This window comes from Rhodococcus sp. NPDC058532 (assembly GCF_042719255.1).
GTDB lineage: Bacteria > Actinomycetota > Actinomycetes > Mycobacteriales > Mycobacteriaceae > Rhodococcus_G.
Map to the genome: position 1 here is coordinate 75390 of NZ_JBHXNU010000010.1, position 13770 is coordinate 89159.

Here is a 13770-nt window from a genome sequence, read left to right on the forward strand (position 1 = left end):
ACACCCAAGGGGGTTGTGCGTCCTCCCCCGACATTGACCCTGTGTTTGCTTCCCACCCCGAGGGGGGGAAAACCCACCCACGGGCGCGGAGCGCCTAGCGGTAGTCGCCGCCGAAGCCGTAGTCGTCGAGCGGGACCGCAGCGCCGGTGGTCTGGCCGAAGCCTTCCGGGCTGTAGTACTGGTCGTCGTACGACGGCACGGCGTACGCCGCGGCGCGCGCCTCCTCGGTCGGCTGCACCTGGATGTTCCGGTACCGGTTGATGCCGGTACCCGCCGGGATCAGCTTGCCGATGATGACGTTCTCCTTGAGACCGATCAGCTTGTCCGAGCGGCAGTTGATCGCCGCATCGGTCAGCACGCGAGTGGTCTCCTGGAAGGACGCCGCCGACAGCCACGAGTCCGTCGCCAGCGACGCCTTCGTGATGCCCATCAGCACCGGGCGACCCGACGCGGGCTCGCCACCCTCGGCGACGACGCGGCGGTTGCTCGCCTCGAACTCGGCCCGCTCGACCAGCGAACCGGGCAGGAACTCCGTCGCACCCGAGTCGATGATCGTGACGCGGCGCAGCATCTGGCGCACGATCACCTCGATGTGCTTGTCGTGGATCGACACACCCTGGCTCCGGTACACCTCCTGAACCTCGTTGACCAGGTGGATCTGCACCTGGCGCGGGCCCATCACGCGCAGCACCTCGTGCGGGTCGGCAGCACCCTCCATCAGCTGCTGGCCGACCTCGACGTGGTCACCGTCCGCCAGCAGGCGCTCGGAACCGTCGTCGTGCTTGAAGACGCGCAGCCGCTGACGCTTGGACAGCTTGTCGTAGACAACCTCTTCGCCACCGTCGTCCGGGACGATGGTGATCTTGTAGAAGCGGTCGCCGTCCTCGAGCTGCACCCGGCCGGTGACGTCGGCGATCGGGGCCTTGCCCTTCGGGACGCGGGCCTCGAACAGCTCCTGGACACGCGGCAGACCACCGGTGATGTCGGCCGCGCCTGCCGCACCACCCTGGTGGAAGGTACGCATCGTCAGCTGGGTACCGGGCTCGCCGATCGACTGGGCGGCGACGATGCCGACGGCCTCGCCGATGTCGACCAGCTTGCCGGTCGCCATCGAACGGCCGTAGCAGGTCGCGCAGACGCCGGTGCCGGTGGTGCAGGTGAGCACGGAGCGCACCTTCACCTCGGTGACGCCGGCGGCGAGCAGCGCGTCGATCGCCGGGTCGCCCAGGTCGTGACCGCGCTCGACGATCACGTTGCCGTTCTCGTCGACCGCGTCCGCGGCCAGGGTGCGGGCGTACGTCGAGGTCTCGACGTGCGCATCGCGGATGACCGAGCCGTCCGGCTGCTTCTCCGAGATCGTGGTGACGATGCCGCGCTCGGTGCCACAGTCGACCTCGCGGACGATGACGTCCTGCGAGACGTCCACCAGACGACGGGTCAGGTAGCCCGAGTCGGCGGTGCGCAGCGCGGTGTCGGCCAGACCCTTACGGGCACCGTGCGTGTTGATGAAGTACTCGAGCACGGTCAGGCCCTCCTTGAAGGAGGACTTGATCGGACGCGGGATGAACTCACCCTTCGGGTTCGTCACCAGACCCTTCATGCCCGCCAGCGAGCGGACCTGCGTCATGTTGCCCGCCGCGCCGGACTTCACGATCATCGGGATCGGGTTGTTGTCCGGGAAGTGGGCCTCCATCGCCTTGCCGACCTCGTCGGTGGCCTCGGACCAGATCTTGACGAGAGCACTGTTGCGCTCGGCGTGGTTGAGCGCGCCGCGCTGGTACTTCTTCTCGATCTGATCGGCCTGCGCCTCGAAGGACTCCATGATCTGAGCCTTCTCCGGCGGCACCAGCACGTCCGAGATGGACACGGTGACACCCGAGCGGGTCGCCCAGTAGAAGCCGGTGTCCTTCATCTTGTCGACGGTCTGCGCGACGACAATCATCGGGTACCGCTCGGCGAGATCGTTGATGATCGTCGCCTGACGCTTCTTCGGCATCTGCTCGTTGACGAACGGGTAGTCCGCGGGCAGCAGCTCGTTGAACAGGACGCGGCCGAGGGTGGTCTCCGCGACCCAGCCCTGACCGTAGTCCCAGCCGTCCGGGAACAGCTCGTCCTCGATGTCGGCGGACGGACGCTGCGTCGTCAGCCGCACCTTGATCCGCGACTGCACCGACAGCGCGCCACGGTCGACGGCCATCTGGGCCTCGGCGGGCGACGAGTAGACACCCTGCTCCGGCGCGTCGGCGGTGGCCGCGGCCAGCTCGCCGATCGCACCGTCGTCCATCCGGGTCAGGTGGAACAGGCCGGTGACCATGTCCAGACGCGGCATGGCGAGCGGCCGACCCGACGCGGGCGAGAGGATGTTGTTCGAGGACAGCATCAGGATGCGGGCCTCGGCCTGCGCCTCGGCGGACAGCGGCAGATGGACGGCCATCTGGTCACCGTCGAAGTCGGCGTTGAACGCCTCACACACCAGCGGGTGCAGCTGGATGGCCTTGCCCTCGACGAGCTGCGGCTCGAACGCCTGGATACCAAGGCGGTGCAGCGTGGGTGCACGGTTCAGCAGCACCGGGTGCTCGGCGATGACCTCTTCGAGGACATCCCACACCTGGGCGCGCTGCCGCTCCACCATGCGCTTCGCCGACTTGATGTTCTGCGCGTGGTTCAGGTCGACCAGACGCTTCATCACGAACGGCTTGAACAGCTCGAGCGCCATCAGCTTCGGCAGGCCGCACTGGTGCAGCTTGAGCTGCGGGCCGACGACGATGACCGAACGGCCCGAGTAGTCGACGCGCTTACCGAGCAGGTTCTGCCGGAAACGACCCTGCTTGCCCTTGAGCAGATCGGACAGCGACTTGAGCGGACGGTTGCCCGGGCCCGTGACGGGCCTGCCGCGACGACCGTTGTCGAACAGGGCGTCCACCGACTCCTGCAGCATCCGCTTCTCGTTGTTCACGATGATCTCGGGGGCGCCGAGATCGATCAGACGCTTGAGGCGGTTGTTGCGGTTGATCACGCGGCGGTACAGGTCGTTCAGGTCGGAGGTCGCGAAGCGGCCACCGTCGAGCTGCACCATCGGGCGCAGCTCCGGCGGGATCACCGGAACGGCGTCGAGGACCATGCCCATCGGCGAGTTGCCGGACTGCTGGAACGCCGCGACGACCTTGAGCCGCTTGAGCGCACGGAGCTTCTTCTGGCCCTTGCCGCTGCGGATGGTCTCGCGGAGGTTCTCGGCCTCGGCATCGATGTCGAAGTTCTTCATCAGGATCTGGATGGACTCCGCGCCCATCGCGCCGGTGAAGTACTCGCCGTAGCGGTCGACGAGCTCGCGATAGATGCTCTCGTCGATGATCAGCTGCTTGACGGCCAGCTTGGTGAAGGTGGTCCAGATCTCCTCGAGCCGGTCCAGCTCGCGCTGGGCACGGTCGCGGAGCTGACGCATCTCCCGCTCGCCGCCGTCCTTGACCTTGCGGCGGACGTCGGACTTGGCGCCCTCGGCCTCGAGCTCGGCGATGTCCGCCTCGAGCTTCTGCGCGCGGGCCTCCAGGTCGGCATCGCGTTGGTCGGCGATGGTCTTCTTCTCGACCTCCATCTCCGCCTCGAGCGTGGACAGCTCGTTGTGACGCAGCTCGTCGTCGACGCCGACGATCACGTACGCGGCGAAGTAGATGATCTTCTCGAGATCCTTCGGCGCCAGGTCCAGCAGGTAGCCGAGCCGGCTCGGCACGCCCTTGAAGTACCAGATGTGGGTGACCGGGGCGGCGAGCTCGATGTGGCCCATCCGCTCACGACGCACCTTCGCCCGGGTCACCTCGACGCCGCAGCGCTCACAGATGATGCCCTTGAAGCGGACCCGCTTGTACTTGCCGCAGTAGCACTCCCAGTCCCGGGTGGGGCCGAAGATCTTCTCGCAGAAGAGGCCGTCCTTCTCGGGCTTGAGCGTGCGGTAGTTGATGGTCTCCGGCTTCTTGACCTCGCCGTAGGACCACTGCCGGATGTCCTCCGCGGTGGCGAGACCGATGCGGAGCTCATCGAAGAAGTTGACGTCGAGCACGTAACTTCCTTTCCCCTGTTCGGGTTGAAATTGCTGCTAGTTCGCTATTGCTGCCGGGCCCCGGTGCGGGCGCAGCACGCTGACTGTGTGTGTCCTGCGTCGCTGCGCTCGCACCGGGTCGGCTCCTAGTTGGCGAGGTCGTCGACCGTCGCAGCCTCGTTCCGGGACAGGTTGATGCCCAGGTTCGCTGCCGCCCGCTCGAGGTCCTCGTCGTCGCCGTCCCGCATCTCGATCGCGGCGCCGTCGCTGGAGAGCACCTCCACGTTCAGGCAGAGCGACTGGAGCTCCTTGAGGAGGACCTTGAACGACTCGGGGATGCCCGGCTCGGGGATGTTCTCGCCCTTGACGATGGCCTCGTACACCTTCACGCGGCCGACCACGTCGTCCGACTTGATGGTCAGCAGCTCCTGCAGCGTGTACGCCGCACCGTAGGCCTGCATCGCCCAGCACTCCATCTCACCGAAGCGCTGGCCACCGAACTGGGCCTTACCGCCGAGCGGCTGCTGGGTGATCATCGAGTACGGACCGGTCGACCGCGCGTGGATCTTGTCGTCGACCAGGTGGTGCAGCTTGATGATGTACATGTAACCGACCGACACCGGGTACGGGAACGGCTCGCCGGAGCGGCCGTCGAACAGGGTGGCCTTGCCGTCGGGCCCGACCATCTGCTCGCCGTCACGGTTCGGCAGCGTCGCGCCGAGCAGGCCGGTGAGCTCGTCTTCCTTGGCACCGTCGAACACCGGGGTGGCGATGTTCGAGTCGGCGGGAGCCGAGAGCATCTCCTCGGGCAGGCTCTGCGCCCAGTCCGGGCGGGTGCCGTCGCCGGCGACCTGCACGTTCCAGCCGGTCTTGCCGATCCAGCCGAGGTGGGTTTCGAGGACCTGACCGATGTTCATACGACGCGGGACGCCGTGGGTGTTCAGGATGATGTCGACCGGGGTGCCGTCGGGCAGGAACGGCATGTCCTCCTGCGGGAGGATCTTGCCGATGACGCCCTTGTTGCCGTGCCGGCCGGCGAGCTTGTCGCCGTCCTGGATCTTGCGCTTCTGCGCCACGTACACCCGGACCAGCTCGTTGACACCGGGGGGCAGGTCGTCGTCGTCCTCGCGCGAGAACACGCGGACGCCGATCACCTTGCCGGTCTCACCGTGCGGCACCTTCAGGGAGGTGTCGCGCACCTCGCGGGCCTTCTCCCCGAAGATCGCGCGCAGCAGGCGCTCCTCCGGCGTCAGCTCGGTCTCGCCCTTCGGGGTGACCTTGCCGACCAGGATGTCGCCGTCCCGGACCTCGGCGCCGATCCGCACGATGCCGCGCTCGTCGAGGTCCGCGAGGACCTCGTCGGAGACGTTCGGGATGTCCCGGGTGATCTCCTCGGCACCGAGCTTGGTGTCGCGGGCATCGATCTCGTGCTCCTCGATGTGGATCGAGGTGAGCACGTCCTCCTCAACGAGGCGCTGCGACAGGATGATCGCGTCCTCGTAGTTGTGGCCCTCCCACGGCATGATCGCCACGAGCAGGTTCTTGCCGAGCGCCATCTCACCGTTCTCGGTGCAGGGACCGTCGGCGAGGACCTGGCCGGACTCGACCCGCTGCCCCTCGTCCACGATCGGACGCTGGTTGGAGCAGGTGCCCTGGTTGGAGCGGGCGAACTTGTTGAGGCGGTAGGTCTTGCGGCTGCCGTCGTCGGCCATCACCGTGACGTAGTCCGCGGACACCTCCTCGATGACACCGCTCTTCTCGGTGACGATGACGTCACCGGCGTCGACCGCGGCGCGCAGCTCCATGCCGGTGCCGACCAGCGGCGACTCGGAACGGACCAGCGGCACGGCCTGACGCTGCATGTTCGCACCCATCAGGGCGCGGTTGGCGTCGTCGTGCTCGAGGAACGGGATCATCGCGGTGGCGACGGAGACCATCTGCCGCGGCGAGACGTCCATGTAGTCGACGTCGGTCGACGCGACGAACTCGACCTCGCCGCCCTTCTTGCGGACGAGCACGCGGTCCTCGACGAACCGGCCGGACGTGTCGACGGGCGAGTTGGCCTGCGCGACGACGTGGCGGTCCTCCTCGTCGGCGGTCAGGTAGTCGACCTGGTCGGTGATGACACCGTCCTCGACCTTGCGGTACGGGGTCTCGATGAAGCCGAACGGGTTCACCCGCGCGTACACCGACAGCGAGCCGATCAGGCCGATGTTCGGACCCTCGGGGGTCTCGATCGGGCACATGCGGCCGTAGTGCGAGTGGTGGACGTCGCGGACCTCGAGGCCAGCGCGCTCACGGGACAGACCGCCGGGGCCGAGCGCCGAAAGGCGACGCTTGTGGGTCAGACCCGAGAGCGGGTTGTTCTGGTCCATGAACTGCGACAGCTGGGAGGTTCCGAAGAACTCCTTGATCGCGGCGACAACGGGCCGGATGTTGATCAGGGTCTGCGGCGTGATCGCCTCGACGTCCTGGGTCGTCATCCGCTCACGGACGACGCGCTCCATGCGGGACAGGCCGACCCGGATCTGGTTCTGGATCAGCTCGCCGACCGTGCGCAGGCGACGGTTGCCGAAGTGGTCGATGTCGTCGACCTCGACGGGCACCTCCACACCCCCCGGCACGGTCATCGACTGGTCACCGGCGTGCAGGCGCACCAGGTACTCGATCGTCGCGACGATGTCTTCCTCGGTGAGGGTCGACGCGGTGATCGGCTGGCCGGTGTTCACGCCCAGCTTCTTGTTGATCTTGTAGCGACCCACGCGCGCCAGGTCGTAGCGCTTCTCCTTGAAGAACAGGTTCTCCAGCAGGGTCTGCGCGGACTCCTTGGTCGGCGGCTCACCCGGACGCAGCTTGCGGTAGATGTCGAGGAGCGCCTCGTCGGTGCCCGCGGTGTTGTCCTTCTCCAGCGTGGACATCATGATCTCGGAGAAACCGAACCGCTCGGTGATCTGCTCAGTGGTCCAGCCGAGGGCCTTGAGCAGAACGGTGACCGGCTGACGACGCTTGCGGTCGATGCGGACGCCGACGGTGTCGCGCTTGTCCACGTCGAACTCGAGCCAGGCACCGCGACCCGGGATCACCTTGACGCTGTGCAGCGTCTTCTCGGTGGCCTTGTCGATCGACTCGTCGAAGTACACGCCGGGCGAGCGGACGAGCTGCGAGACGACGACACGCTCGGTGCCGTTGATGATGAAGGTGCCCTTGTCGGTCATCATCGGGAAGTCACCCATGAAGACCGTCTGGCTCTTGATCTCGCCGGTGTTGTTGTTGATGAACTCGGCAGTGACGAACAGCGGTGCCGCGTACGTCATGTCCTTGTCCTTGCACTCCTCGACGGAGGCCTTGACCTCGTCGAAGCGCGGATCGGAGAAGGACAGGGACATCGAGCCCGAGAAGTCCTCAATCGGGGACAGTTCGGCGAGGATGTCCTCCAGGCCGCCGGTGGCACCCTCGTCGCCGCGGGCCTTGGCCCGCTCGCGGGATGCCGGCGAGCCGATCAACCACTCGAAGGAATCGGTCTGAAGATCAAGTAGACCCGGAACTTCGAGGGGTTCGCGAATCTTCGCGAACGACACCCTCTTCGGGGCTCCGGGGATTCCGGCCTTGGTCTGGCTAGAGACTGCCAAGATGCGTCCTTCCAGCACCTCACGCGGGCCGCTCGCTGGAGTGCGACCGCCGCTGTATCTGCTTCTTCTGTGGGGCGAATTCGCTGGTCACGACCCGAACGAAACTCGTCAACACAACGCAGGAAGCGGAAACTTCGATGCGGCACGGTCGAGAGGTAGGACAGGAGGCAGCCAGCGCAACGTCCAAAGGTACCGGAATTCGGCAGATAACACAACCTGGGCAGCGTCGAGCGCCCGACTCTGTCAAATCGGCACCCGGTCGCAACCGGGCCCCAAGCGTGCGGGGAGGTGCGGTCGTGCGAGGCGTGGTCGAAATGCGTGTCCCGCGGCGATCGCGTTCGATACCGGCGGCCGGACACCTGCCTGCTCGATACCTGTGCGTGCTCGCGCCCGATGCCTCCATTTGCGCCGGCGCGTGATCACCCGGACTCGCGATTCCTCGCAGTCTCGACCAATAGAGTGACGCCTCCCGGGCCTTCCGTCAAGAGCGACTCCGACTTTCGGCTCAGCGGTCGCGAATGTCGGACAGCAGCCAGGTGCCGTCGACCCTCGCCATCGTCACCGACAGCGGCCCCTCCGCGCTGCCCTGCTCAACGCCGTCGTTGCTCGCGCTTACGTTCATGCTCGCCACCAACTCCGCGCGATCGTCGTCGAGCAGCTTCACCCCGATGTCGGTGACCTGCGCATTCGTTGCCGTCTTCGTCTGGATCACCGCGTCTCGGGTGACCTGAGCGGTCTCGTCGAACTGGGTGCGCATGTCGTCGGTGAGGACGGCTCGCGCGTTGTCGAAGTCCTGATCGACGGTGTCGAACTTGTAGGTGTACAGGGTCTGGATGGCGTCCCGTGCCGCCGCGGACACCCGGGTGGTTTCCGCCGTGTCCACCCACGCCCGGTTCGCCAGGGTGGCCCCGGGCCGGAACGCGGCGACGGCGGCGAACGCCGCGAGGGCCACCGCGACGATCCCGATCACCGCGACCGATCGCCACCCCGCCCGTTCCGCCGCCGAGACCGGTGCGGTGACCGCGACCCCGGTCGCGTCGTCGCGGCTACGCGGGCGCAGGGCACTGGTCCGGTTGACCGGTCGACCGGGGGTCGGCTCGGTCGCGTCGCCGTCCGCGGTCTCGCGGGCAGGCGCGGTCGATGCGGCGTCGGCCTCCGCGTCCGCGGGTGCGCCGGACACGGCCCCGGTGGGTCCGAGTTCGACGGGCGCGGGCTCGACGGGCGCGGGCTCAACGGCGTCGTGCTCGACGGGCGCGGGCGGCTCCCCTACCGCACGGTCGACGGCCTTCCGGTCGTCGACCGGTACATCCGAGGTCGGATCCTTGGCGCGTCCGGGCGCCTGCCTGCCTGCGATCTTGGGCACGCGACCCTTCGGCTGTGGGGCGCTGGGGGTGCGGCGGGTGGGAGGCACTGGTCGATTCTCCTTGGAACGCTGGCGGACTCGGGGCGACCCGACACCGGTGGCGGGCGGGCGCGATGGTGCGGACCTACTGTCCGCCGGTGCTCTGGTCGGGCGCCGGGGCGGGCACCTCCGGCGCAGGCACGTCCGGCACCGGGGCCGGCGGCGCCGCGCCTGCGTCCATCGCGAGCGGAGCTCCGACGTTCTCGACCCGGGACGCCTTCCACTCCCCGTCCGTCTCGGTCAGCCCGATGCGCATCGTCACCTTGACCTTCCTCGGCGGCTGGTCCGGCCACGTGGTGGTCGTGGACAGGATCACCAGCGACGTCGCGGTGCCCTCGTCCCGCGCGAAGTCGGTGAGGGCGGCGTCGATGATCTGCGCCTCGCTCTTCGCACCGGTCTGCCGGACCTGCTCGGTCATCTGGTCCCGCGTCTCGTTCAGCGAGTTGACCATCTCGTCGCCGGTGATCGACGACTCCATGTTCGCGAACGTCTGGTCCAGGTTCGCCGAATCCACGGTGTTGAGGTTGATCGCCGCCTGGCGGGCGCCGGTCAGCGCGTCGTCACGCGCGGCCGCCACCTGCTTGTCGACGACCAGGGCGCGGACCCAGCCGTAGCCGAACCAGGCGGCGGCCGCCAACGCCGCGACGGCGAGGACGCTCACCACGACGAGGGCGGGCTTGAGCAGTGTCGTGCTACGCATCACATCTTCACCCTACTTGAAAGTAACTTCCGCTCGCCGCCGCCGACGTCCGCGCCTGCCACGCCCCGCCTACCGCGGCGTGATTCCCATCAGCGTCGCGAGCTGCGTCGCGATCGGATTGAGGTTCAGTGCGTCCGGAGCCACCTTCGGCTTGTTGTCCCACGGCTGCGGGGTGTCCGGATCCGCGTACACGACCCGGTTCGCCGACCGCACCCCCGTCACACTCCCCAACGGGGTGGTGCAGTTCGCCTGCATGTTGAGCGGGAACTCGTCCCGGGTCGGATCGAAGTCCGGGTTCTCCCGCTTCATCCGGTCGAGAATCTCGTACGTCCCCTCGTAGCCCTGGGTGCAGGGCGGCGGATTGTTCGTCTCCAGCAGCAGACCCTGGTGCAGGGTTCCGTCGCCGGGGGCCGCCGTGCTCGCCCCCGCCGCCAGCGCGGGCAGGAACGTCAACAGGATGTTCAACGCGATCGACCGCGGGCCGAGCGACTCCGACACCAGCGCCAGGTTGTGCAGGTCGCTCGAGAGGGCCGGGCCCGCGGTGTCGATCAGCGATCCCACCTCGGTGCTCGCGTCCGTGCCGGTGCCAATCAGCCTGCGCAGATCCGGATCGCTGTCCCGCAGCTGCGCGGAGATCCGATTCAGGTCCGCGCTGAACTGGCGGATCGAGGACGCCTGCGCCGACTGGGTGTCGAGCACCGTCCGACTGTCGCGGATCAGCGTCAACGTCTGCGGCAGATTCTCGATGCCCGCCTCGGTCAGCGAGTTCAACGAGTCCACCAGGACCTGCATGTCGTCGCCCCGACCGTCGAAGGCCCGACCCAGCTCGGTGACCGTCGTGTTCAGCGAATCCAGCGGAACCGACCGCACCAACGAGTTCACACTCGACAGCACCTGCTCGACGGGGACCGGGATCGACGTGTCCTGCCGGGTGATCGTCGACCCGTCCTGCAGGTACGGCCCGCCCTCGCTGCTCGGCTGCAGATCCACATACTGTTCGCCGATCGCCGACCGGTTCGCCACCACGGCCCGCGCCGTCGCGGGCACCTGCGGGGCGCCGTTGTCGAGCTTCAGGTCCACCTCGACGCCGTCCGCGGTGAGGTGCAGGTCCCCGACCCGCCCAACGGGGACACCCCGATAGGTCACCTCGGCGTTGGTGAAGATGCCCCCCGAATCCGCGAAATCGGCCTTCACCGTGTACTGCCCGAAGCCGAGCAGATTGTCCAGCCGGACGTACTTGGCGCCGACATACAGCAGACCAACCGCGGCGACCAGGATGAACGCGACCAACTGGACGCGCACCAGCTTCGACCTCATCGGCCACCCACCCCCAGCTTCTCGAGAATTCCGCTGAGCGGGTTCGGCGGGGCCGCCGCATCACCGGACACCGGTTCGGTGCCGGGCGCGGGCGGCTGCCCCGGCGCAGGCTGCGGCGCAGGCACGATCGGCGGCAGCGGCAGCAGCGACACCGTCGGCCACCCCGGACGCGGCCCGTTGCCGTTGTAGTACGGATTGGACGGGTCGACGTTCGGCACGTGCCCGTTGATGCCCGGCGGCGGCGGCACGTACACCGGGTCCGGCATCCCAACCCCGAGCGCCTCCAACTGCTGGCCGAGCCGCATGTCGAGGGTCAGGAAGAGGTTCATCGAGTTGCCGTGGATGACCTTCTCCGCGCCATCCGGGAACGGGAACGTCGGAATCAACGGCAACACCGTGACCAGGTCGTCGCCCGAATCCGCGAGGGCCTGCAGGGTCGGGCGCAGCGCCCGCAGATCCGCGATCAGATTGTCCCGCGAGCGAACCAGCACGTCGCTGCCGACCTGCCCGAGCCGATCCAGCTGCCCGAGCATCTGCACGAACTGCGGCCGCTGCTCGTTCAGCACCTGCACCGCGGGCGGGATCTCCGCGAGGATCCTGTCGATCTGGTCGGTCTGCTGCACGACCCGGCCGCTGAGCGTGTCCAGGCCGTCCAGGGCCCGGGTGATGTCGTCCCGCTGACGGTTGAGGCCCTCGATCAGCGTGTTCGCCTGATCCAGCAGGGACCGCACCCGATCCTCACGGCCACCGAGCGCCGCCGACAGTTCGTGGATGATCGGCTGCAGCTGCGCCACCCCGCCGCCGTTGAGCAGCAGCGACAACGCGCCGAGCACCTGCTCGATGTCGGTGGCGTGGCGCGTCCGATCCACCGGGATCGTCGCGCCATCGGACAGCGGTGCCGAGGACGGATCCAGCTCCGGCGCGGTCAGCTCGATGAACTTCTCGCCGAGCAGGCTGGTCTGCTGCACGCTCGCCACCGCGTTCGCGGGAAGGCTCACCGCCGAGTCCATCACCACGCCGACCTCGGCGGTCCAGCCGTCGTCCGGGACGTCGATCGTCTCGACCCGCCCGACCGGGACGCCGTCCACCTTCACCGTCGACTGCGGGACCAGGTCGAGGACGTCGTCGAACTGCACGGTCACGTGCATCGGGTTGTCACCGATGTCCGCGCCACCGGGCAACGGGATGCTGTAGATGCCATCCGATCCACACCCCGACACCACCAGCGCAACCGCGCAGGTGCCCGCACCGATCGCGACCGCGCGCCTCAACGAACGCTCCTGTCCCACCCGCGTCACCGCGCCTCCCCGCCCCACCGCCCACGCGGTGGCCGTTCCCACCCGTTTCACTGCCCACGCGGTGGCCGTTCCCACCCGTTTCACTGCCCACGCGGTGGCCGTTCCCACCCGTTTCACTGCCCACCCCGGGGAATGTTCTGGTCACTCAGACCCGGTGCCTGCGAGTTGCCCAGCCGCGGCGAGATCTGTCCCGGCACCGTCCCCGGCTGGGACGGGCGCTGCAGATTGTCACCGCTGAGAATCCCGAACGGAAGGTTCAGCGTCGGGGTCTTCACACCCGCGGTGACCTGGCCCATGATCGCAGCGCAATTGTCGATCACCGGTCGCATCTGCCTGCTCAGCGCATCGAACTTCGGATCCCCCGGCATCAATTTGCCGAGGTCCATCAGCTTGCAGAGCGTCCCGAACGGGTCCTGGGTCTCCGGCAGATTGACCCGGGAGGCCAGGGTGCCCGATTCCGCGTCGTACGAGTTGACGACGTTGCTGATCGCCAGCGGCAGCGTGGTCAGCGCGTCCACCAGATCCTGCCGATTGTCGGCAAGGGTCTGCGTCACCTGCACCAGCCCCTCGGCGTTGCTGGTGACCAGGTCCTCGTTGTCCCGGATGAACACCGCCACATCACCGAGCGTCACCGACAACTGGTTCAGCGCCGCCCCCAGGTTCTCGCGCTCCCCGTCGAGGAAGCCGGTCAGGTCGGCCAGCTGACCGTTGAACTGCCGGACCTGCTCGTCGTTCGCGGCCAGCGCGCTGACGAACGTCTGCAGGTTCCGGACCGTGTCGAACAGGTCCCCCCGCGAGTAGTTCAGCGTCGCCGCCGCCTTCGACAGCTCGGTGATCGTGGTGCCGAGCGCGGCACCGTTGCCGTCGAGGTTCTCGGCCGCCGTGTCCACCAGCGTCGACAGGGCGCCGTCCTTGTTCGCCCCGTTCGGCCCCAGCGCATCGGACAGCTCCTCGATGCTCGAGTAGAGCTGATCCACCTCGACCGGGGTCGCCGTCCGCTCCCGCGGGATGGTCGCACCGGAGGCCATCACGTCCCCACCCGAGTAGGCGGGCGCGAGCTGGATGTACCGGTCCGCGACCACCGACGGCGTCACCTGCGCGGCCTTCGCGTCCGCCGGGATGTCGACACCCCGATCGACCCGCATCACGACCCGCACCTGGTCGCCGAGCGGGGTGACCTCGTCCACCGACCCGACCTTGACCCCGAGGACCCGCACGTCGGAACCGGTGTAGATGCCGACGGACTTGTCGAAGTAGGCGGTGATCTTCGTCGTCCCGGCCCTGGTGAACAGCCACCAGCCGCCGACGCCGAGCACCAGCGCGACCACCAGCACGCCGACGGTGGTCAGGACCTGCGCACGGCTGAACTTCGGCATCCGGCCGGACGTCAT

At 67.9% G+C, this 13770-nt stretch carries 7 protein-coding genes; all 7 read right to left on the reverse strand.

Going from position 1 to position 13770, the window contains the following annotated elements:
* Positions 1 to 94: 94 nt before the first annotated feature.
* Entirely contained in the window at positions 95 to 4054 is a 3960-nt protein-coding gene (locus ACFWQG_RS13680; RefSeq protein WP_378508170.1) for a DNA-directed RNA polymerase subunit beta', read from the reverse strand.
* Between the two features lie 125 nt (positions 4055 to 4179).
* Entirely contained in the window at positions 4180 to 7680 is a 3501-nt protein-coding gene (locus ACFWQG_RS13685; RefSeq protein WP_378508171.1) for a DNA-directed RNA polymerase subunit beta, read from the reverse strand.
* Between the two features lie 487 nt (positions 7681 to 8167).
* Positions 8168 to 9025: a hypothetical protein gene (locus ACFWQG_RS13690; RefSeq protein ID WP_378508172.1), complete on the reverse strand. Its 858-nt coding sequence runs from the start codon at positions 9023 to 9025 to the stop codon at positions 8168 to 8170.
* A 124-nt stretch (positions 9026 to 9149) separates the two neighbouring features.
* Entirely contained in the window at positions 9150 to 9764 is a 615-nt protein-coding gene (locus tag ACFWQG_RS13695) for a hypothetical protein (RefSeq protein WP_378508173.1), read from the reverse strand.
* A 69-nt stretch (positions 9765 to 9833) separates the two neighbouring features.
* Complete coding sequence (locus ACFWQG_RS13700; RefSeq protein ID WP_378508174.1) at positions 9834 to 11081, reverse strand: MCE family protein; 1248 nt, start codon at positions 11079 to 11081, stop codon at positions 9834 to 9836.
* Positions 11078 to 12352 (reverse strand): MCE family protein, encoded by a 1275-nt coding sequence (locus tag ACFWQG_RS13705; protein WP_378508175.1) that lies wholly within the window; start codon positions 12350 to 12352, stop codon positions 11078 to 11080. The genes ACFWQG_RS13700 and ACFWQG_RS13705 overlap by 4 nt, the downstream gene beginning before the upstream one ends.
* 140 nt (positions 12353 to 12492) lie before the next feature.
* Positions 12493 to 13770 carry an MCE family protein gene (locus tag ACFWQG_RS13710; protein ID WP_378508271.1) on the reverse strand — a complete coding sequence of 426 codons (1278 nt, stop codon included), beginning with the start codon at positions 13768 to 13770 and terminating at the stop codon, positions 12493 to 12495.

Excerpts from the sequence above, each read along its gene's own strand:
- ACFWQG_RS13710 (WP_378508271.1), bottom strand. The coding sequence starts at position 13,770 with ATGACGTCCGGCCGGATGCCGAAGTTCAGCCGTGCGCAGGTCCTGACC.
- ACFWQG_RS13695 (WP_378508173.1), bottom strand. The coding sequence starts at position 9,764 with ATGCGTAGCACGACACTGCTCAAGCCCGCCCTCGTCGTGGTGAGCGTC.
- ACFWQG_RS13700 (WP_378508174.1), bottom strand. The coding sequence starts at position 11,081 with ATGAGGTCGAAGCTGGTGCGCGTCCAGTTGGTCGCGTTCATCCTGGTC.